This window comes from Streptococcus halitosis (assembly GCF_023147855.1).
In the GTDB taxonomy this organism is placed as follows: Bacteria; Bacillota; Bacilli; order Lactobacillales; family Streptococcaceae; genus Streptococcus; species Streptococcus halitosis_B.
The window spans coordinates 23,932-45,000 of the sequence record NZ_JAHXOP010000006.1 but is presented as its reverse complement, the minus strand read 5'-3'; the positions used below and the strand labels follow the sequence as shown (position 1 = coordinate 45,000).

At 42.1% G+C, this 21,069-nt stretch carries 17 protein-coding genes, 2 tRNA genes and 2 rRNA genes (1 of these 21 only partly in view); 1 reads left to right on the top strand and 20 read right to left on the bottom strand.

Annotated features, from left to right (window positions below):
• The 9 genes from KZX55_RS08850 to pbp2a all read right to left on the bottom strand — a co-directional run.
• A 23S ribosomal RNA gene (locus KZX55_RS08850) occupies positions 1-1,707 on the bottom strand (it extends 1,195 nt beyond the left edge of the window).
• A 122-nt stretch (positions 1,708-1,829) separates the two neighbouring features.
• A tRNA-Ala gene (locus tag KZX55_RS08845) sits at positions 1,830-1,902 on the bottom strand.
• A gap of 51 nt (positions 1,903-1,953) precedes the next feature.
• Positions 1,954-3,502, bottom strand: a 16S ribosomal RNA gene (locus KZX55_RS08840).
• Together the 16S and 23S rRNA genes with 2 tRNA genes alongside form the textbook arrangement of a ribosomal RNA operon.
• 232 nt (positions 3,503-3,734) lie before the next feature.
• Positions 3,735-3,806, bottom strand: a tRNA-Glu gene (locus KZX55_RS08835).
• A 61-nt stretch (positions 3,807-3,867) separates the two neighbouring features.
• On the bottom strand, positions 3,868-4,341 hold the full coding sequence (locus KZX55_RS08830) for a hypothetical protein (protein WP_049501155.1): 474 nt from the start codon (positions 4,339-4,341) through the stop codon (positions 3,868-3,870).
• Between the two features lie 120 nt (positions 4,342-4,461).
• The gene (nusG, locus tag KZX55_RS08825) at positions 4,462-4,998 is read right to left on the bottom strand and encodes a transcription termination/antitermination protein NusG (protein ID WP_000376732.1); all 537 of its coding nucleotides are present in this window, start codon (positions 4,996-4,998) and stop codon (positions 4,462-4,464) included.
• Positions 4,999-5,049: 51 nt separating this feature from the next.
• Positions 5,050-5,226 carry a preprotein translocase subunit SecE gene (secE, locus tag KZX55_RS08820; protein ID WP_000505776.1) on the bottom strand — a complete coding sequence of 59 codons (177 nt, stop codon included), beginning with the start codon at positions 5,224-5,226 and terminating at the stop codon, positions 5,050-5,052.
• Between the two features lie 9 nt (positions 5,227-5,235).
• A complete protein-coding gene (gene rpmG, locus KZX55_RS08815; RefSeq protein ID WP_001809375.1) occupies positions 5,236-5,388 on the bottom strand; it encodes a 50S ribosomal protein L33 in 153 nt (50 codons plus the stop codon).
• Positions 5,389-5,440: 52 nt separating this feature from the next.
• Positions 5,441-7,636: a penicillin-binding protein PBP2A gene (pbp2a, locus tag KZX55_RS08810; RefSeq protein WP_248026833.1), complete on the bottom strand. Its 2,196-nt coding sequence runs from the start codon at positions 7,634-7,636 to the stop codon at positions 5,441-5,443.
• A gap of 86 nt (positions 7,637-7,722) precedes the next feature.
• On the opposite strand from pbp2a, the gene KZX55_RS08805 reads away from it, so the two are divergent.
• Entirely contained in the window at positions 7,723-8,598 is an 876-nt protein-coding gene (locus tag KZX55_RS08805; protein ID WP_348982758.1) for an RluA family pseudouridine synthase, read from the top strand.
• 79 nt (positions 8,599-8,677) lie between these two features.
• Here the strand turns inward: KZX55_RS08805 and gap are convergent, their stop codons facing one another.
• The 11 genes from gap to jag form a co-directional block, all read right to left on the bottom strand.
• Positions 8,678-9,688: a type I glyceraldehyde-3-phosphate dehydrogenase gene (gene gap / locus KZX55_RS08800; protein ID WP_000260673.1), complete on the bottom strand. Its 1,011-nt coding sequence runs from the start codon at positions 9,686-9,688 to the stop codon at positions 8,678-8,680.
• A 165-nt stretch (positions 9,689-9,853) separates the two neighbouring features.
• A complete protein-coding gene (locus KZX55_RS08795; RefSeq protein WP_248026817.1) occupies positions 9,854-11,155 on the bottom strand; it encodes an ABC transporter permease in 1,302 nt (433 codons plus the stop codon).
• Positions 11,124-11,807 carry an ABC transporter ATP-binding protein gene (locus KZX55_RS08790; protein ID WP_248026815.1) on the bottom strand — a complete coding sequence of 228 codons (684 nt, stop codon included), beginning with the start codon at positions 11,805-11,807 and terminating at the stop codon, positions 11,124-11,126. Before KZX55_RS08790 ends, KZX55_RS08795 begins: the two co-directional genes overlap by 32 nt.
• A 177-nt stretch (positions 11,808-11,984) precedes the next feature.
• Entirely contained in the window at positions 11,985-12,905 is a 921-nt protein-coding gene (locus KZX55_RS08785) for a helix-turn-helix domain-containing protein (RefSeq protein ID WP_057488748.1), read from the bottom strand.
• Positions 12,906-13,029: 124 nt separating this feature from the next.
• On the bottom strand, positions 13,030-15,681 hold the full coding sequence (gene adhE / locus KZX55_RS08780) for a bifunctional acetaldehyde-CoA/alcohol dehydrogenase (protein WP_167266667.1): 2,652 nt from the start codon (positions 15,679-15,681) through the stop codon (positions 13,030-13,032).
• Positions 15,682-15,976: 295 nt separating this feature from the next.
• Complete coding sequence (locus KZX55_RS08775) at positions 15,977-16,390, bottom strand: MORN repeat-containing protein (RefSeq protein ID WP_167266664.1); 414 nt, start codon at positions 16,388-16,390, stop codon at positions 15,977-15,979.
• Positions 16,377-16,820, bottom strand: a complete 444-nt coding sequence (locus tag KZX55_RS08770) for a low molecular weight protein-tyrosine-phosphatase (RefSeq protein WP_033585155.1) — start codon at positions 16,818-16,820, stop codon at positions 16,377-16,379. The genes KZX55_RS08775 and KZX55_RS08770 overlap by 14 nt, the downstream gene beginning before the upstream one ends.
• A 47-nt stretch (positions 16,821-16,867) precedes the next feature.
• Positions 16,868-17,188 (bottom strand): preprotein translocase subunit YajC, encoded by a 321-nt coding sequence (gene yajC / locus KZX55_RS08765; RefSeq protein ID WP_001069055.1) that lies wholly within the window; start codon positions 17,186-17,188, stop codon positions 16,868-16,870.
• A gap of 117 nt (positions 17,189-17,305) precedes the next feature.
• Entirely contained in the window at positions 17,306-19,282 is a 1,977-nt protein-coding gene (gene tkt, locus KZX55_RS08760) for a transketolase (RefSeq protein ID WP_248026813.1), read from the bottom strand.
• Between the two features lie 117 nt (positions 19,283-19,399).
• A complete protein-coding gene (locus KZX55_RS08755) occupies positions 19,400-20,023 on the bottom strand; it encodes a hypothetical protein (RefSeq protein ID WP_057488753.1) in 624 nt (207 codons plus the stop codon).
• A gap of 55 nt (positions 20,024-20,078) precedes the next feature.
• The gene (gene jag, locus KZX55_RS08750; protein ID WP_057488754.1) at positions 20,079-21,065 is read right to left on the bottom strand and encodes an RNA-binding cell elongation regulator Jag/EloR; all 987 of its coding nucleotides are present in this window, start codon (positions 21,063-21,065) and stop codon (positions 20,079-20,081) included.
• Between the last annotated feature and the right edge of the window lie 4 nt (positions 21,066-21,069).

Below are 21,069 nucleotides of genomic sequence, written 5' to 3'. Positions count from 1 at the left end.
TTTTGCCGAGTTCCTTAACGAGAGTTCTCTCGCTCACCTGAGGCTACTCGCCTCGACTACCTGTGTCGGTTTGCGGTACGGGTAGAGTATGTTTAACGCTAGAAGCTTTTCTTGGCAGTGTGACGTCACTAACTTCGCTACTAAACTTCGCTCCCCATCACAGCTCAATGTTATAGAATTAAGCATTTGACTCAATTCACACCTCACTGCTTAGACAGACACTTCCATTCGTCTGCTTTAGTTAGCCTACTGCGTCCCTCCATCACTACATACTCTAGTACAGGAATATCAACCTGTTGTCCATCGGATACACCTTTCGGTCTCTCCTTAGGTCCCGACTAACCCAGGGCGGACGAGCCTTCCCCTGGAAACCTTAGTCTTACGGTGGACAGGATTCTCACCTGTCTTTCGCTACTCATACCGGCATTCTCACTTCTATGCGTTCCAGCGCTCCTCACGGTACACCTTCTCCACACATAGAACGCTCTCCTACCATACCTATAAAGGTATCCACAGCTTCGGTAAATTGTTTTAGCCCCGGTACATTTTCGGCGCAGGGTCACTCGACTAGTGAGCTATTACGCACTCTTTGAATGAATAGCTGCTTCTAAGCTAACATCCTAGTTGTCTGTGCAACCCCACATCCTTTTCCACTTAACAATTATTTTGGGACCTTAGCTGGTGGTCTGGGCTGTTTCCCTTTCGACTACGGATCTTAGCACTCGCAGTCTGACTGCCGACCATAATTCTTTGGCATTCGGAGTTTATCTGAGATTGGTAATCCGGGATGGACCCCTCACCCAAACAGTGCTCTACCTCCAAGAATCTTTATGTCGACGCTAGCCCTAAAGCTATTTCGGAGAGAACCAGCTATCTCCAAGTTCGTTTGGAATTTCTCCGCTACCCACAAGTCATCCAAGCACTTTTCAACGTGCCCTGGTTCGGTCCTCCAGTGCGTCTTACCGCACCTTCAACCTGCTCATGGGTAGGTCACATGGTTTCGGGTCTACGACATGATACTAATGCGCCCTATTCAGACTCGGTTTCCCTACGGCTCCGTCTCTTCAACTTAACCTCGCATCATATCGTAACTCGCCGGTTCATTCTACAAAAGGCACGCTCTCACCCATTAACGGGCTCGAACTTGTTGTAGGCACACGGTTTCAGGTTCTATTTCACTCCCCTCCCGGGGTGCTTTTCACCTTTCCCTCACGGTACTGGTTCACTATCGGTCACTAGGGAGTATTTAGGGTTGGGAGATGGTCCTCCCAGATTCCGACGGGATTTCTCGTGTCCCGCCGTACTCAGGATACTGCTAGGTACAAAGACTATTTTAAATACGAGGCTCTTACTCTCTTTGGCTGATCTTCCCAAATCATTCTTCTATAATCTTTGAGTCCACATTGCAGTCCTACAACCCCGAAGAGTAAACTCTTCGGTTTGCCCTTCTGCCGTTTCGCTCGCCGCTACTAAGGCAATCGCTTTTGCTTTCTCTTCCTGCAGCTACTTAGATGTTTCAGTTCACTGCGTCTTCCTCCTCATATCCTTAACAGATATGGGTAACAGGTAGTACCTGTTGGGTTCCCCCATTCGGAAATCCCTGGATCATCGCTTACTTACAGCTACCCAAGGCATATCGTCGTTTGTCACGTCCTTCTTCGGCTCCTAGTGCCAAGGCATCCACCGTGCGCCCTTATTAACTTAACCTTATTTTCTGACCTTTCAGTCATAAACTCTTTTAATACTACAGCGTTTCGGTTTATTTTCTTGTTACTATTTGATATAGATATTCAATTTTCAATGTGCATTACTTGGTGATCTCTCACCAATGGAGCCTAGCGGGATCGAACCGCTGACCTCCTGCGTGCAAAGCAGGCGCTCTCCCAGCTGAGCTAAGGCCCCACAAGACCTCTCAAGACTAAACAAGACCAATGCGCAGTTCCTTATCCTTAGAAAGGAGGTGATCCAGCCGCACCTTCCGATACGGCTACCTTGTTACGACTTCACCCCAATCATCTATCCCACCTTAGGCGGCTGGCTCCTAAAAGGTTACCTCACCGACTTCGGGTGTTACAAACTCTCGTGGTGTGACGGGCGGTGTGTACAAGGCCCGGGAACGTATTCACCGCGGCGTGCTGATCCGCGATTACTAGCGATTCCGACTTCATGTAGGCGAGTTGCAGCCTACAATCCGAACTGAGACTGGCTTTAAGAGATTAGCTTGCCGTCACCGGCTTGCGACTCGTTGTACCAGCCATTGTAGCACGTGTGTAGCCCAGGTCATAAGGGGCATGATGATTTGACGTCATCCCCACCTTCCTCCGGTTTATTACCGGCAGTCTCGCTAGAGTGCCCAACTAAATGATGGCAACTAACAATAGGGGTTGCGCTCGTTGCGGGACTTAACCCAACATCTCACGACACGAGCTGACGACAACCATGCACCACCTGTCACCTCTGTCCCGAAGGAAAACTCTATCTCTAGAGCGATCAGAGGGATGTCAAGACCTGGTAAGGTTCTTCGCGTTGCTTCGAATTAAACCACATGCTCCACCGCTTGTGCGGGCCCCCGTCAATTCCTTTGAGTTTCAACCTTGCGGTCGTACTCCCCAGGCGGAGTGCTTAATGCGTTAGCTGCGGCACTAAACCCCGGAAAGGGTCTAACACCTAGCACTCATCGTTTACGGCGTGGACTACCAGGGTATCTAATCCTGTTTGCTCCCCACGCTTTCGAGCCTCAGCGTCAGTTACAAGCCAGAGAGCCGCTTTCGCCACCGGTGTTCCTCCATATATCTACGCATTTCACCGCTACACATGGAATTCCACTCTCCCCTCTTGCACTCAAGTTAAACAGTTTCCAAAGCGTACTATGGTTAAGCCACAGCCTTTAACTTCAGACTTATCTAACCGCCTGCGCTCGCTTTACGCCCAATAAATCCGGACAACGCTCGGGACCTACGTATTACCGCGGCTGCTGGCACGTAGTTAGCCGTCCCTTTCTGGTAAGATACCGTCACAGTGTGAACTTTCCACTCTCACACTCGTTCTTCTCTTACAACAGAGCTTTACGATCCGAAAACCTTCTTCACTCACGCGGCGTTGCTCGGTCAGACTTCCGTCCATTGCCGAAGATTCCCTACTGCTGCCTCCCGTAGGAGTCTGGGCCGTGTCTCAGTCCCAGTGTGGCCGATCACCCTCTCAGGTCGGCTATGTATCGTCGCCTTGGTGAGCCGTTACCCCACCAACTAGCTAATACAACGCAGGTCCATCTGGTAGTGATGCATTTGCACCTTTCAATGCATTATCATGCGATAATCCATTTTATGCGGTATTAGCTATCGTTTCCAATAGTTATCCCCCGCTACCAGGCAGGTTACCTACGCGTTACTCACCCGTTCGCAACTCATCCAAGAAGAGCAAGCTCCTCTCTTCAGCGTTCTACTTGCATGTATTAGGCACGCCGCCAGCGTTCGTCCTGAGCCAGGATCAAACTCTCATTAAAAGTTTGAGTTCTCACTCATTTCTGTCACTGACAGATTTATTGTTTTTTTCATTGTTCAGTACTATAACCTTAGTTATAGTGCCCTGCACATTGGTTCATCTTGTTCAGTTTTCAAAGGTCTTTGTCACTCAATCTCTCTCAAGCGACAACTATATTAGTATATCACAGCTAGCTGTACCTGTCAACAAGTTTTTTAAACTTTTTTCAAGTTTTTTCTAGACACGATACACTATAGTCCGTACGGGATTCGAACCCGTGTTACCGCCGTGAAAAGGCGGTGTCTTAACCCCTTGACCAACGGACCTGCTTTTCAACTCTTTCTATTATACCTACTTTTCCTACTTTGTCAAGATCTTTTTTCCTCTTTATCGAAATTCTGAAAAGATTAGGGAAAGTTCTCTCAGGAGAGCTTTACGTCCTCTAAAGACTTCCCCTCCCATGAGACGGTCTATTAATTCTTGTTTTTCCATACTCTGCTTTGATTTGTAATTCTTTAGAAGTTCGTGAAAGAGATAATAATCGTCCAGCCTGAGTCCTTTTTCTCCTAGACGATGGCTAATCTCACTCACCTCTTCATAGGGTTCTTTGTCAAAACGGCGCTTGTGGCTTTCCTGTTTACGGATGTAATCTAGGATACGATTTCTAAACTTTGTTTTAAAGCAGACATAAAGTCGATGGCGCTCGCCCTCTAGTAACTCTGGATTTCGACTCACCAGCTCATACAGACATAACATGCCTTCCTGGTCCCAGTCCTCTTTCTCCCATAGATGCAAATGATAATCTTTGCGACACTTATGGACGATTCCCTTGCTTTCTTCATATAAGTCTTTTAGATTCATAGACCTCTCCTTTCTGCATTTAGTTTAACAAAATGCGCGAGTCCCTGGGTCTACTTCCTCTATTCTATACTTCTTCCTCCCTCAACGGCACATAAAAAGAGAGGTCAAGCCTCTCTGGGGTTATAATTCTGCAATTTGGTTTAGGTTTACTTCTGCAATCGTATCATTACCAAACATAGAGATAATCATCTTCACTTTATTGTTATCAATTTCAGTAATTTTACCTGTGTAGTCTGCAAAAGCGCCATCAATGATGCGGACAGTCTGACCAACTTCAACGTCAATATCAAACTCTTGAACAGTTTGTCCCATTGAAACCAGAATATCACGGATTTCTTGTTCCAATAGCGGAGTTGGTTTTGATCTGTTACCGTGAGACCCGACGAATCCTGTTACGTTCGGTGTGTTTCGAACGACGAACCATGCTTCATCTGTCATGACCATTTCTACAAGGACATAACCTGGAAAGCGATTCTCTTCAACTTCCTTTTTCTTTCCATTTTTCTCAACTTGCACGGTTTGTGTTGGAATCTCAACGCGTAGAATATTATCCAACATGTTATACGTTTGCGCACGTTGCAATAGATTTTCTTTTACCTTATTTTCATAGCCAGAATAAGTTTGTAGAACAAACCATCCTTTGTCAAAACTATCCATGATATTTCCTTTCATAATAGAAGAAATTAGCAGAAGCTCTCTGCCTTTCTTCTAAAAAATGTTAATAAATCGAATCAAACCTGAAACAATCAACTGGTCAAAAATGTAAATGATGACCACAAAGAAGGCTGTGTATTCCATAATAGAGCGAAAATCTCTCCAGCTTTCCTTGCGAGTTGGCCACGTTGTTTCTTTAAGAAGTTTAAAAATATCCTTAATAAAACCCATCGTTCTCTCCTATCTCGTTTCTCTATGTGTCGTATATTTCCCACAATGTTTACAAAATTTATTTACTTCTAGTCGTGTTGGCTTGGGGTTCCCACTAATTTTGATTGAATAATTTCTTGAACCACAAACTGCACAAGCTAGGCTTGCTTTTTTTAGTGCCATAACGCCTCCATCTTATCTATTATAACAAGAAACCTAGGCTTTGACAAGCCTCTTAACGAAATAGATTAAGGATTGAGTCCCATATTGTCTGGGCTTTTTCTTTTATTTTAGCTTCTGAAATCGCACGTCCTGCTTCATCTACAAGATTTTGTGCACGACTACGAATATCTCCTATCGGGTCCTCAGACTGGTTTGTCTCATTTTCAACAACTTGCTTTTTCGTATTTTCTGGTTCAATACCATTTTGTTTATAAGCATTCTCAACTGTAAAAGTGCTACCTGGAGTGTATGGCAAAATGGTATTAGCCATACTTCTAAAGACATGGGCTGCTCCATTTGAGGTCGAACCTGCTAGATAATGGTTCTCATCCGTCGTCGGGAAGCCGAGCCAGTGGGTAATTACCACATCTGGAGTATAACCAATCACCCACTGGTCACTAGTATATACTGAATTAAAAGCAGCCTCAGTAGTACCCGTCTTTCCAGCCATAACATAATCTGTTGGCGATGAACTAATTCCTGTACCATTGGTAAATGTCCCTAGCATCATGCTGGTCATTTTATCGGCTACCGACTTATCAATCACTCGTTTTTGAGAATTTTTATGACTCTTGATAACCTGACCACTGGCATTTTCAATACGAGTGATAAAATGCGCTTCAGACATCAGACCTTCATTAGCAAAGGCTGCATAGGCTTGCGCCATCTGGAGGGGATTCGTTTCTACGCCTCCACCGAGAGCGACTCCAAGAACTCGATCAACATTTTCCATATTCAGACCAAATCTCTCCCCAGCGTCAAAAGCTTTGTCAATACCTAATGCATTTACAGTCGCAACTGCCGGTAAATTGAGTGATTCAGCCAAAGCCTGATACATAGGTACTTCAGGAGAAGTCTTAATCCCTGCATAGTTGTCCACTTGATAACTATCGTACTGCATCGTATGATTATCCAGTTGCTTGTTTAAGGCCCATCCTGCTTCTACTGCAGGCGTATAAACCACTAAAGGTTTAATGGTTGAGCCTGGGCTACGCTTAGACTGAGTGGCATAGTTGAAATTGCGGAAGCCTGGTTTGTCATCGCCAGCTACGCTACCAACAACGCTACGCACCCCACCTGTTTTAGGCTCTAAAGCAACACTACCTGATTCAGCATGTGTTCCGTCTTCTGCCTTTGGAAATAGTGAGGTATTTTCGTAAACAACCTGCATGTTGGCTTGGTAGTTTTGGTCAAGTTCTGTGTAGATTCGATAGCCGTTGTTGACAATTTCTTCTTCTGTTAAATTGTACTTGGAAACGGCTTCGTTGACAACTGCATCAAAATAGGACGGGTAACGATAATCCGAAATCTTCCCTTCATACTTATCTTGCAGTTGAGAAGCCATATCTGCTCCAGCTGCTTCGGTCTCTTGATTTTTATCAATATAACCCGCTGCAACCATATTTTGCAAAACAGTATCCCTACGGTTGGTTGAAGTTTCAACAGAATTTAATGGATTATACAATTCTGGCCCCTTGAGCATCCCTGCTAGAGTGGCCGCCTGATCAAGCGTTAGTTGTGAAGCCGATACACCGAAATATTTCTTACTCGCATCTTCAACACCCCATACCCCATTCCCGAAGTAGGCGTTATTGAGGTACATAGTAAGGATTTGCTCCTTACTGTATTTCTTTGTCAACTCTAAGGCAAGGAAAAACTCCTTAGCCTTCCGTTCAACGGTTTGATCCTGAGACAGATAGGCATTTTTTGCCAACTGTTGAGTGATGGTGGACCCCCCTCCATAACGACCTGCTGTAAGGATGGCTAGAAAGAAACGACCGTAGTTTATCCCATCATTTTTATAAAAGGAACGGTCCTCTGTCGCGACGACAGCATTTTGTAAGTCTTTACTGATGTCTGTCAGTTCAACATAGGTTCCCTTTTGACCGGACAGGGCCCCCGCCTCTTTTTCTTCGCGGTCAAAAATCAGAGTTCGCGTTTTCAAGGCATTTTGCAAATCATTGACATTGGTAGACTTGGCTATCGCAAATAAGTAGGTTCCCACAAGCAAGCCAGCACTTAACCCTAAAATGATGACGATCTTTGTCAGATGATAACGACGCCAAAATTTCCGAATTGGCCCTACTTGTGACATTTTTTTTCTATCGCTCCGAGAACGACGCATGCTAGTAGAATCAGACTCCGCCGATTCATTCGTTTCTTTTTTAAAGAGAGAAAGAAACTTCTCAAATAATTTATCTAATTTCATGCGTTTATTTTATCATCTTCACCATGGGAACTCAAGAATTTAGCTACTCCCTATCCAAATAGGGCTTTTTTTGTTACAATATCTGTATGCAATTCACATTTACATTACCCGAATCCCTGCCTCAAATGACGGTCAAACAATTTCTAGAGGAACAACTCCTCATCCCTAGAAAAATCCGTCATTTTTTGAGAACCAAGAAGAACATCTTAATTAACCACGAAGAAGTTCACTGGAACGAGATAGTCAAAGCAGGGGATATTTGCCAATTGACTTTTGACGAGGAAGATTATCCCCCCAAAGAAATCCTTTGGGGAAATCCAGACCTCGTTCAAGAAGTTTATCAAGACCAACATCTTATTGTCGTCAACAAACCTGAGGGTATGAAAACTCACGGTAACCAACCAAACGAAATCGCCCTTCTCAACCATGTCTCTGCCTACGTTGGGCAAACTTGCTATGTCGTTCATCGTCTAGATATGGAAACCAGTGGACTAGTGCTTTTTGCTAAAAATCCTTTTATCCTGCCCATCCTCAATCGCTTGTTGGAGAAAAAAGACATCGCTCGCGAGTACTGGGCACTCGTAGAAGGACGAGTAGAGAGTAAAGAACTTGTCTTTCAAGATAAAATTGGCCGTGATCGACATGATCGCAGAAAACGAGTAGTAGATCCCAAAAATGGGCAATATGCTGAAACGCATATCAGTCGATTAAAGCAATTCCCAAACAAAACAGCTCTTGTTCGTTGCAAGCTAAAGACCGGTCGAACGCATCAGATTCGTGTTCACCTCTCTCATCACAAGCATCCTATCTTGGGCGACCCTCTCTATAATAGTAAATCAAAAGCAAGCCGGCTTATGCTTCACGCCTTTCGCCTTTCTTTTACCCATCCACTCACCTTAGAAAAATTGAGTTTCACTGTTCTATCGGATACTTTTGAAAAAGAATTAAAAAAGAATGGATGACATTATCATCTATTCTTATATATACAATATATACAAAAAAGCAAGGCCAGAAAGCCTTGCTTTTTTATCGACTCAAGAATTATTTAGCGATTTTTGCAAAGTATTCAAGAGTACGAACAAGTTGTGAAGTGTAAGACATTTCGTTGTCATACCATGAAACAACTTTAACCAATTGTTTACCGTCAACGTCAAGAACTTTAGTTTGAGTTGCGTCAAACAATGAACCGAATGACATACCTACGATATCAGAAGATACGATTGGATCTTCAGTGTAACCGTATGATTCGTTAGAAGCTGCTTTCATAGCTGCGTTTACTTCATCAACAGTAACGTTCTTATCAAGAACTGCTACCAATTCAGTTACAGAACCTGTTGGAACAGGAACACGTTGAGCAGCTCCGTCCAATTTACCGTTCAATTCAGGGATAACCAAACCGATTGCTTTAGCAGCACCAGTTGAGTTAGGAACGATGTTAGCTGCAGCAGCACGAGCACGGCGAAGGTCACCTTTACGGTGTGGTCCATCAAGAACCATTTGGTCACCAGTGTAACCGTGGATAGTAGTCATCAAACCTTCAACGATACCGAAGTTGTCATGAAGAGCTTTAGCCATTGGAGCCAAACAGTTTGTAGTACATGAAGCACCTGAGATAACTGTTTCAGTACCATCAAGAATATCATGGTTAGTGTTAAATACAACTGTTTTAACATCTGATCCACCAGGAGCAGTGATAACAACTTTCTTAGCACCACCAGCGTGCAAATGTTTTTCAGCAGCTGCTTTAGTAGCAAAGAAACCAGTTGCTTCAAGAACGATTTCTACACCGTCGTTAGCCCAGTCGATTTGTTCTGGATCACGTTCAGCAGAAACTTTAACGAATTTACCGTTAACTTCAAATCCGCCTTCTTTAACTTCTACAGTACCGTCGAAACGACCTTGAGTTGTATCGTATTTCAACAAGTGTGCAAGCATCACTGGATCTGTAAGGTCGTTGATGCGAGTAACTTCAACACCTTCTACGTTTTGGATACGGCGGAAAGCAAGACGACCGATACGTCCGAAACCGTTAATACCAACTTTAACTACCATTAGTGATTTCCTCCTTATGAAAATCATGAAAATTTTATTGTGAAAAGAGTAACTTGAATCACTACAAATCACCTTTCAACACACCTATTATATAACTATTTGAGTTTAATTGCAAGTATGGGCGTCGATTTTCTCTGTCAGTTTCTTTTTGATAAACTTCTTTCCCTACTCATAGCGTAAGGATTCCACTGGATCCATTTTACTAATCTTACGTGCTGGGAAGTAGGCTGAAATATAGCCAAGAAACAAAGCAAAAATAAGAGTTCCTGAAACGGAGAGAAGATTTAATTCAAAAACTTTAGAGATAGACGGATAGAAATGGTGGACAATAATATTCGCTAGGCTTCCTAGTCCTTGTGCAATGATAAAGGCTATTAGCAAGGCGATCCCTACAATCCAAAGAGCTTCGTAGATAAAGATTCCTTTCACATCTCTATTTTGATAGCCAACCGCCTTCATGACACCAATTTCCTTAGAACGTTGCATGATATTGATGTAAATAATGATCCCTATCATAACTGCTGCCACCACAATCGCTTGTGAAGAAAGCACAATCAGTAATCCCTGAATGACACGAATAAAGGTAATCACAATATCAAGAACGGCCTGTTGAGAAAGAACTGTATACTTCTTATTTTTCTGCAATTCTTCTATTACTGTTTTCGTACGAGAAGGATCTTTAAGTTCCAGAATAAAATAGGATACAGCCTTTGTAAATTCAGCTTCTTTTAAAATAGTTTCCATCTGGTTGGAAGCCATGAAACTATTGCTATCCTCTGCATCATCTTCGTCATTGATGACACGCACAATATGAGTTTGAAAACCTGCCAACTTGCTACCTTCAGCAGCATTTTCTACAATGGTTGCTGAAACTGGCTTGCCAATAACATCACTAGCTGTCAGATTTTCCCCTGTTTGTTCATTCCAATTTTTGAGCAAACTCATCGGAATCGTCAATCCCTGCTCGTTAACATCCGTATAAAGAGTGCCTGCTAACACTTTTTCTTTTTCATTGCTACTAACAGAAATACTTGTATCTTCATACAAACTCACGACTTGAGCATAAGAAGGCATAGATTGGCTAAATTCTACTTCGTGTCCGTCTATGCTAATCTTTGACATGGTCATGCTAAAAGGACTTTCTAGATATTTAATATTTTCTTTCCCAATCGTATCCACGATATAGTTCTTATCATCTTGGTTCAAAAAACCTCTGCCAGCAACACTAGAATTCAGCGCAATCTGAACTTGGGAAGGGAGCTTCCCCCCGTTGGTATTTTCATCAATCATCGAAATCAAGGCATTTCCTAGCCCAAACGAAACCAATACACCTACAAAACCAATCGAGGTTGCTACTGCAATCAGCAAGTTACGCCACTTTCTTTCCAAAAAGTTACCTAAAGAAAGTTTGAATTTGTTTTTAAAGGACAATCCTTTATTTTTTGACTTCTTCAACGACTTCACCATCCTTCATTTTGATAATCACATCTGCATATTCAGTAACCTCTGGGTTATGAGTAACAATCAGTACTGTTTTCCCAGCTTGGGCCAAATTTTTGAACACTTCTAAAACCATCTCTTGAGATTGAGAATCGAGCGATCCAGTTGGTTCATCAGCTACAATCATATCTGGTTGGTTTACCATAGCACGCGCAATGGCTACACGTTGTTTTTGTCCACCAGAGAGCTGTTTAACATTCTTAGCCATAAAAGGCTCCATCCCTAAATTATGAAGTTGTTCTTGGGCTATTCTTGTCATTTCTTTATCCGATAAATCTTTGACATAGAGAGGCAACTTAACATTATCCAAAACAGATTGATGGGGGATGAGATTGAAGTTTTGAAAGACAAACCCAATGTTGTCTTTGCGAAATTGCGTCAATTCAACCTCTGACAATTCCTTGAGAGACTCTCCTTTAAAGTCTAAAATTCCCTCGTACTCCCTATCTAAACCGCTGATAATATTTAATAGACTGGTTTTTCCACATCCTGACGGACCATAAATCGCAGTGATTTTCCCTTCAGCAATCTGTAGGTTAATATTCCTTAGAGCCTGCTCTTTATTATTCCCATCCAAGACGTAAAATTTTGAAATATTTTTAATGGATAAAATGGACATTACAATCTCCTTTAATCACTTGTGATATCGTGAACCGTTACAAACTACAATAAACAATGCTAATATAAATTAATCTAACAGAATCAGATTCAAAAAAAAATTCCTTCTTTTTTCGAATTCATTGTAACAAAAAAGCGACATTCCTCCAATGACAGAAATGTCACTCCTATAAACCCTTTAACAATATCTTTTTAGGTCCTCAGCCCATTCATTGTCTAAACTAATTAGTAACTGCTCATTACCAAACATCCTTGCCATCATTTTTGCTTCTTCATACTTTTGTTTGGCTGTTTCATAATCCATCTGAATATAATATTTCCACTCCACCATCAAGACAATTGGTTGTTTTTGAAAATCTCGTGTTTTCTGTCCTATTTTATTTAAGGTCTCAACTGCTCTCTTAAAATAATGAAACAGCCCCATAATTTCTATACAAGCTAAAGAAGCTAACAAGGAATCTCTAAGCAAGTCCAAACAATCGAACTCTATCTTATCAACCTGAGAACTTAATTTGTCATGAAAACAAAGAATGGTTTCATGCTCAGACTTTTTTATCTCACCCTCGTTTAAACCATCCATTAACTGACAGTTGAAATACAGTCTCAATTTCAACAATTCCTCAGCCCTGTATACATCTCTGGATAGTAAGTCTTGAAGACTGTCCTCAATCACACTACTTCCGTATAAGGAATTACTAGTCGCCCTCACCTCATCTATAGCTTGAAGACAATCCACTATCACTTTCTCATCACGTGGCAAATCATCATAAAAACATTCAAAAATCTCGTCAAAATATTTTTCCTTTCGTTCCTGCAACTCTTTGTCTCCATAGTCAGGATGATGAAGAAGAAAGTACTTTAATTCTTGGTAACGTTTGGGCAATTCCTTGTAGTCTGGCATCAAGACATACGATGGAATACCTAGCCTATCCGCAATATATTCCAGTGTTTTTATCGTAGGACGAAACTCTCCCTTTTCAATGCGCACCAACTGACGAACGGACAACTCTGACTCATCCCCACAAAAAACTGGACGACTAAGACCCTTCTCCTCTCTAAGGAGTCTTACCTTTTCCCCTAAATCATTCACTTCTCTCATTTACCTCTCGAATCTTTTCAAAAACTTTGATATTCAAATAACTATATGCGCTTATTATAACATTTTTCAAGAAAATGTACAAAAAAAGAGACAGGATAACTCCTGCCTCTAGGCTGATAAACAATTATTTGCGACGTCCTGGTCGTTCTGCATAACCATAGTAAGCATCTGCCATGATTTCTTCCATGTCAGCTACCATTGGCAAGCGTGGGTTTGCAGGTGAACATTGGTCTTCGTAAGCAAGTAAGGCAATTTCATGCAAGCTGTCTTTCCAAGCTTTTTCATCAATTCCAAAGCCTTTGAAGTTCATTGTGATTCCAACTGCTTCACCAAGATCGTAAACTGCTTTGGCATAAGCTTCAACCGCTTCTTCTGGTGTTGAGCAAGGAAGACCTAGCATACGAGCGATATCTTGGAATTTTTCATCAGCTTTCCAGTAATTGTACTTAGGCCATGTTGTAGTTTTAGATGGACGAGTTCCATTATAACGGATAACATAAGGAAGTAAAATAGCATTTGTACGTCCGTGAATGGTGTGGTGAACAGCACCAATCTTATGCGCCATTGAGTGACTCATTCCAAGGAAGGCATTTGCAAAGGCCATACCAGCCATTGTAGAGGCATTATGCATCTTTTCACGGGCTTCTGGGTCAGCTGTTTTTACAGATTTTTCCAAGTATTTGAAGACTAACTTGATGGTTTGAAGAGCAATACCATCTGTATAGTCATTGGCAAAGTTAGAAGTATAAGCTTCAGTTGCGTGTGTCAAGACATCCATACCTGTGTCAGCAGCAATAAATGCTGGAACAGATTCTACCAAAGCAGGGTCAACAATTGCAATGGTTGGTGTCAAAGCGTAGTCAGTGATTGGGTATTTCCGGTTGTTTGCCTTGTCAGAGATAACTGCAAACGGTGTTACTTCTGAACCTGTACCAGATGTTGTTGGAATACCGATATATTGTGCTTTCTTACCAAGTGATGGGAATTTGAAGGCACGTTTGCGGATATCCATGAATTTTTGAACGAGGTCACCGAAGTCAACGTCTGGCTGTTCATAGAACATCCACATACCTTTAGCTGCATCCATTGGTGAACCACCACCAAGGGCAATGATAGTGTCTGGTTCAAACGAACGCATTACTTCAACACCACGACGAACTGTTGTGATATCTGGATCTGGTTCAACATCTGAGAAGACTTGAATCGTGACTTTGTTTTTACGAAGATTCAATTGGTCAATCACACGTTGTACAAAACCAAGTTTTTCAATTGATTTATCGGTAACAATCATGACACGTTCGATACCTTCGCAAGTTTGAAGGTATTGGATTGAGTTACGTTCGAAGTAGATTTTTGAAGGAACTTTAAACCATTGCATATTATTTCTACGTTTTCCTACTTTCTTGATGTTAAGAAGGTTGATAGCGGATACGTTATCACCAACTGAGTTGTGTCCATATGAACCACATCCAAGTGTTAATGATGGAATGAAGGCGTTGTATACATCACCGATACCACCAAAGGTAGATGGAGAGTTCCAGATAATACGCATTGCCTTTATTTCCGTACCGAAACGTTTTGCAAGAGCTTCGTCTTTTGTATGGATAGCAGCTGAGTGTCCTAGACCATTAAATTCAACCATTTGACGAGCTTTTTTAAGTCCATCTTCAGTATCTTCAGCTTTCAAAACTGCAATAACAGGTGATAATTTTTCACGAGTCAATGGTTCTTTAATTCCAACTTCTGCACATTCAGCAGCCAAGATATTTGTACCTTCTGGTACTTTGAATCCTGCTTGCTCAGCAATCCATGCTGCTGGTTTACCAACAATATTTGGGTTCAATTTTGCACCAGCGCAGTTCTTGCTGTTAGCTTTTGCACCAAAACAGAATTCTTCCAAAAGCGCTTTTTCTTTCTTGTTGACAAAGTAAGTATGGTATGATTTGAATTCTTCTACAAATTCGTCATACACTTCTTTATCAATGATAACCGCTTGTTCTGATGCACAGACCATCCCATTATCAAATGATTTAGACATAACGATGTCATGAGCAGCTTGACGAAGGTCAGCAGATTTTTCTACATAGGCAGGAACGTTTCCGGCACCTACCCCAAGAGCTGGTTTTCCACATGAGTATGCAGCTTTAACCATAGCATTCCCACCAGTTGCGAGGATAGTCGCAACACCTTCGTGGTTCATAAGTGCCCCAGTTGCTTCCATAGATGGCTCTGTAATCCATTGAACACAGTTTTCAGGTGCACCGGCTGCGATGGCTGCATCACGAACGATTTGTGCAGCATGAGCAGAAGATTCTTGAGCTGATGGGTGGAAGGCGAAAACAATTGGGTTACGTGTCTTCAAAGCAATCAATGATTTGAAAATCGCTGTTGAAGTTGGGTTTGTTGTTGGAGTGATACCACAAATAACTCCGACCGGCTCCGCAATCTTCGTCAAACCTGTAATTGGATCATCTTCGATAACTCCAGCTGTTTTAACTCCACGCATATTGTTCACTACGTGTTCACAGGCAAATAGATTTTTTGTCGCCTTATCTTCAAATACGCCACGACCAGTTTCTTCAACTGCATGCTGTGCAAGGATACCGTGCGCGTCAAGTGCTGCAACAGACGCTTTTGCTACGATGTAGTCAACTTGCTCTTGGTTCAACTTGCGCATTTCATCAAGCGCAACCAAGGCTTTTTTCACGAGACCATCGACATGCTTTTCAGCAGCAAGTTGTTTTTCCTCTGGTGTTACTGTTTTTTTATCAGCCATATTATCCTCCATAGCCTTTAAGGATGTTATCCTTTGTTAATTTTTTCACAAGTTTATTATAACTCTTTTTTTATGCTTTGTAAACAGTTTCATAAGTATTTCACAAAGAATTTTTCTAAGTTTGTGATTTTTTTCTCAATATAGCTATGCAATAGAGTTTTGCTTGGATGATTGTGAAATTATGGAGAAAATTTTTTTATTTCACAAAGTTTTTCTAGTTGATAGTTAGTTATCGAATCCAAGTGCAGAAAGCGCTTTCTTCCTTACTTTTAAAAATAGCCTCCTCATCTGGAGACTACTGTTTTTGTTGGAAAACGCCTTGTTTAAAGGTTCCTTCATAGACAACTTCTTGCTCTGTCGTCAACTTTCCTTGACCTTCAGCCTGGCCATTTACAAAATCACCTTCGTATTTCCAGCCATCTTTTGATTGGAAAGTCCCTTTTCCATTAAAGGCTCCATTATTGAAATCACCTGTATATTGGTCCCCATTTTCAAAGGTCAGAGTTCCTTGGCCATTCATTTTCCCTCGTACCAAGGTGCCATCATAAACAAGAGTTCCGCCATCAAGTGTCAGGGCACCCTTTTTAGGTGTATTTAGTAGAAATACTGAAAGGGCACAGAGTGCAATTACGACTACTGCAATGAACTCTAGCCTAGGGCGAGTTAGGTAAACTCTATACTTTTCATAGATTTGTTTAAGCTTTTCCATTGTCACTCTCATTTTCTAATCGATCTAGCCAGCTTCGACATCCACTTGTGATGCGAGCATAGGTTTCCTCAAAATCTCCTGTATACCAAGGATCCGGGACACTTTCAGATGCAAAAGGGGAGATCTTATGCTGCAATTCCTGAGGACACATTTGACGCAGATCTGAAACGTTTGAAGCATCCATACCGATAATGTAATCAAACGATTCAAAGTCTTCTCTACGAATCTGGAGTGATGTTTTGTCTTTGTCATAAGGAATCTGATACTGCTGGAAAATTCCCTGCGTTCCCTTATGAATCGGATTGCCATGTTCCCATGATGACGTGGCACGGCTCTCGACTTGGTAATCGCTCGTCATGGATTTCATCACAAACTCTGCCATGGGGCTACGGCAGATATTTCCTAAGCACACAAATACTATTTTTCTCATCCCTTTTCCTCTCACTTCATAGAAAAACGGGAGTGACAGGTCCCGTTTTATTCTTCGATTGCTCCGCCTTCGTCAACAACTGTTCCTTCTGGTGTCACAGCCTCTTTGAGTGGCAACACTGTCTTGATAGCAGCCAATTCAAAAGTCAAATAAACGCCATCTACATCAAGTACAATTGTTCTCTTCTCAGTGTCTACTTCATCCACTGTTCCGTAAAGGCCGCCAATTGTAATAACTTCATAGCCCTTTTGAAGCTTGTTCAAGCTTTCCATACGCTTTTGAGCTTGTTTCTTTTGAGAACGTTGCATAAAGAACATCAAGGCCATCATACCTACAAGCATGATTAAAAAAGTAATATTTGGATTCATTGTTTTCTCCTTTGTCTTTTACATAGGACTACTATATCAAATTTCAGCTACTTTTACAAGGTTGTACCTTGTTTTTATGGTTATAAAAAATCAGAGTTTTCACTCTGATTTCTACGATTATTTCAAGTTTTGAACAACTTTGACTAGATTTTCTACCGTAAATCCGTACTCTGCTAATACTTTTGGTGCTGGGGCAGATGCTCCGAAAGTATCAATACCGAGAACTGCACCATCTAGACCAACATATTTGTACCAGTTTTGAGTTGCACCCATTTCGACTGCAACACGACGGCGAACTGCATTTGGAAGGATTTCTTCCTTGTATGCTGCATCTTGTTTATCAAAGACATCTGTAGATGGCATGCTGACTACACGGACTTTTGCGCCTTGGCCAGCCAATTCTTTGGCAGCTGCAACAGCTAGATTGACCTCTGAACCTGTCGCAATCAAGATTGTATCAAAGTCTGCCGCATTTTCATAGACAACATAGGCACCTTTTGCAACCTTGTCAAAGTCTGTTCCCTCTTCGACAGTCAAATTTTGACGTGTCAAGACAAGGGCAGTTGGTGTTTTTTCGCTTGTCACGGCAAGGTACCAAGCCGCTTGAGTTTCACGCGCATCTGCTGGGCGGAAAACATTCAGATTTGGCATGGCACGGAGACCTGCTAAGTGTTCAACTGGTTCGTGAGTTGGACCATCTTCACCAACTGCAATAGAATCGTGGGTAAAGACATAAGTCACAGGAAGTCCTTGCAAGGCTGACAAACGAACAGCCGCCTTCACATAGTCAGAAAAGACGAAGAAAGTTCCACCATAAACACGAAGTCCACCGTGAAGAGCCATCCCGTTCAAAATCGTTCCCATTGCAAATTCACGAACACCAAACTGAATGTTGCGGTTCAAGCGATTAGCGTCGTCTTGAAGTCCATCCGTTTTGATATAAGTCATGTTTGAGTGAGCGAGGTCAGCTGATCCACCTAGGAAAGTTGGCAATTTAGCAGCTACAACGTTCAAAGCATCTTGACTTGAATTACGAGTTGCTTGAGAGAAGCCATTTTCTAAGGCTGGGAAGTCTGCTGGAGTCACTTCAACTGGATCACGGCCGTCGATAATGGCTTCTACTTCTGCAGCCAGTTCTGGATGCGCTTCTTTATAGTCAGCGACTAATTTAGTCCAAGCTTGATAAGCTGATGCACCACGGTCTGCAACATTTTCCTTGAAATCAGCATAAACTTGATCTGGAATTTCAAATGGTTCATAGTCCCAACCAAGCGCTTGACGAGTAGCCGCAGTTTCATCTGCTCCAAGAGGAGCACCGTGTACCGCATTAGTTCCTTGTTTGTTTGGAGAACCGTATCCAATCACAGTCTTCACTTCAATCAAAGATGGTTTGCCTGAAGCTTTAGCTGTTTCGATAGCCGCATGGATAGCTTCCAAGTCTGTTCCATCTTCAACCAAGGCTGTATGCCAACCGTAAGCATTGTAACGGTCACGAACACTTTCTGTAAAGGAATCCTTTGTCTCACCATCCAAGTTGATATCATTTGAATCATAAAGAACCACCAACTTGTCGAGTTTTTGTAAGCCTGCGTATGAAGCCGCCTCACTTGAGACACCTTCCATCAAATCTCCGTCTCCACAGATCACATAAGTATAGTGGTCAAAGATATTGAAGCCTTCGCGGTTATACTTCGCTGCAAGGAAACGTTCTGCTTGGGCAAAACCAGTAGCAGTAGAAATCCCTTGACCTAGAGGACCAGTTGTAGCGTCAACCCCTGCTGTATGGCCAAATTCTGGATGACCAGGTGTTTTAGAACCCCATTGGCGGAAACTCTTGATTTCATCCATGCTAACATCTTCAAAACCAGAAAGGTGAAGAAGGGCATAGAGAAGCATAGATCCGTGTCCTGCTGAAAGAATAAAGCGATCGCGGTTGATCCAGTTTGGTTGGGCTGGATTGATACGAAGTTGTTTTGTGAAGAGGCTATAGGCCATAGGAGCAGCCCCCATAACCACCCCTGGGTGACCTGAGTTTGCTTTGTTGATGGCGTCAATACCTAGAAAACGAATTGCATTAACAGATAGATTTGACATAGAATTTCCTTTCTCTTTGAGGTGATTAATGAATCACACATCCTATTTTACTATTATATGAAAAAATGCATAGAATAGCAATAAAACAATTTGCGTTCATCTAACACATTTGATTTTCTATTTCCTCGTCACTTCATAGTACGGAAGCAAGCGAGTATAAACGTCTTCTAGCTTCTCCAATATCCCTTCTACTGACTGATTTTCAATAAGGGAAACATCTGACTTGACCAAAACTTTACGGACTTCCTGACTTCTCACCTTCTCGCATAAAGTACGACGGTTCTCCTCAGTAGCCTCCATCTTATGACTTTCCCCATTTGAGTAGACTAGATAATAAATTCCTTCTACCACTGGAATTTCTAAAACCTTGGCTTGCTTGCCTAAGGTCTGTTCGTCTTTCTTACGCTCGATGAAACTGACCTCTAAAGAAATCCCATAATCAGCAGGTGTTCCATACAAACGAAGAGCCATCATAGGTTCTGTCACTTGTCCGTCTCTCTGTAGATAGGCCCAGAAATGCGGCCGCAAGCGTTGTGCTTGGTTCATCCACTGACTAGTCTGTTGCAGTTGCCATTCTGGATGACTTGCTTGAAAGGTTTTGACCAATTCTGTGAAAGCCTTTCGGGCCTCTTGACCTTTTCTTCGCAAGGTCAACATCTTTTCTCTTTCATCACCAGCTTTATCAGGATTACAGTACTGGACCCCTGCAAATGATAGGTATTCTCTAACTGCTTTCAGCATATCTGAATCTTTCCTTTCCTAGCAAAAAATCAGGATGACCCTGATTTTACTTTGCTTATTCTGCATCTACGACAACATAGCGATTTGGCTCATCACCCTCAGAGTAACTCGTCACGCCATCCATGCGTGAAATAATGCGATGGATAATCTTGCGTTCGCTATTTGACATTGGATCTGTTTGTTGGCTACGCCCTTCTTCTAAAACGCGAGTCGCCAATTTTTGAGCGTAGGTTTGCAAGACTTCTGCACGGTGTTCAACGTAATCATTGACATTGATTGTGATGTAGAAGGTTCTTGAATAGCGATTATAAAGGTAATTTTGCGCTAACAGTTGAAGAGCCTTCAAGACTTTTCCATGATAGCCGATAATACGGCCTGGTTCGTTGGTGTCAATTTGAAGATTGATGGTACGACGATTGTAGTCGCTTGAAATCGTACCTTCAACATCCATATCATCCACAATGGTTTGAACGTAGCTCGCTACTTCTGTTGCCACTTGTTCGATATCATAACTTGGCTCTACTTTTAAGCCCAAATCTTCCAACGATTGGCTCGCTACTTCTTGCGTTTCAGCTTCTTGTTCTGGGGCAGACTTAACTTCCTCAGCAACATCTTCTGCTTGCAGTTCATTTAAAATTGAAATATGACCTGTTTCTTCCAAAATCGTGCTGGCATGTTTTTCATTTTTCAAGATTTCAGCCTTGACCTCTTCAGAAACACCTTGACCTTCTTCTTCAATCTTCTTGATGGCTTCCACTACATGCCCCAAATCAACTGTTGCTTCGCTGACGCTCTTTACTGGTTCATTCTTTTCATTGACTTCTTTTGGAACCCCTTTAATAGCCTGCTGATTGGCTTTGATCACTGTCGTTTCACTAATCGCTTCGATATCAACTTGAGCTGGCTTCTTACCAAACAAGCCTAAGAACCCTTTTTTCTCTTTCGAAACAACCTTGATGTGGGCCTTCATTCTTGGAATGTCTAATTCTTTCAATCCTTTTTGGATTGCCTCTTCAACCGTTGAACCTGTAAATAGTACCATTACA

Coding starts and splice junctions, on each gene's coding strand:
- KZX55_RS08830 (WP_049501155.1), bottom strand. CDS start 4,341: ATGAATCTAAAAGACTTATATGAAGAAAGCAAGGGAATCGTCCATAAG.
- nusG (WP_000376732.1), bottom strand. CDS start 4,998: ATGGATAGTTTTGACAAAGGATGGTTTGTTCTACAAACTTATTCTGGC.
- secE (WP_000505776.1), bottom strand. CDS start 5,226: ATGGGTTTTATTAAGGATATTTTTAAACTTCTTAAAGAAACAACGTGG.
- rpmG (WP_001809375.1), bottom strand. CDS start 5,388: ATGGCACTAAAAAAAGCAAGCCTAGCTTGTGCAGTTTGTGGTTCAAGA.
- pbp2a (WP_248026833.1), bottom strand. CDS start 7,636: ATGAAATTAGATAAATTATTTGAGAAGTTTCTTTCTCTCTTTAAAAAA.
- KZX55_RS08805 (WP_348982758.1), top strand. CDS start 7,723: ATGCAATTCACATTTACATTACCCGAATCCCTGCCTCAAATGACGGTC.
- gap (WP_000260673.1), bottom strand. CDS start 9,688: ATGGTAGTTAAAGTTGGTATTAACGGTTTCGGACGTATCGGTCGTCTT.
- KZX55_RS08795 (WP_248026817.1), bottom strand. CDS start 11,155: ATGGTGAAGTCGTTGAAGAAGTCAAAAAATAAAGGATTGTCCTTTAAA.
- KZX55_RS08790 (WP_248026815.1), bottom strand. CDS start 11,807: ATGTCCATTTTATCCATTAAAAATATTTCAAAATTTTACGTCTTGGAT.
- KZX55_RS08785 (WP_057488748.1), bottom strand. CDS start 12,905: ATGAGAGAAGTGAATGATTTAGGGGAAAAGGTAAGACTCCTTAGAGAG.
- adhE (WP_167266667.1), bottom strand. CDS start 15,681: ATGGCTGATAAAAAAACAGTAACACCAGAGGAAAAACAACTTGCTGCT.
- KZX55_RS08775 (WP_167266664.1), bottom strand. CDS start 16,390: ATGGAAAAGCTTAAACAAATCTATGAAAAGTATAGAGTTTACCTAACT.
- KZX55_RS08770 (WP_033585155.1), bottom strand. CDS start 16,820: ATGAGAAAAATAGTATTTGTGTGCTTAGGAAATATCTGCCGTAGCCCC.
- yajC (WP_001069055.1), bottom strand. CDS start 17,188: ATGAATCCAAATATTACTTTTTTAATCATGCTTGTAGGTATGATGGCC.
- tkt (WP_248026813.1), bottom strand. CDS start 19,282: ATGTCAAATCTATCTGTTAATGCAATTCGTTTTCTAGGTATTGACGCC.
- KZX55_RS08755 (WP_057488753.1), bottom strand. CDS start 20,023: ATGCTGAAAGCAGTTAGAGAATACCTATCATTTGCAGGGGTCCAGTAC.
- jag (WP_057488754.1), bottom strand. CDS start 21,065: ATGGTACTATTTACAGGTTCAACGGTTGAAGAGGCAATCCAAAAAGGA.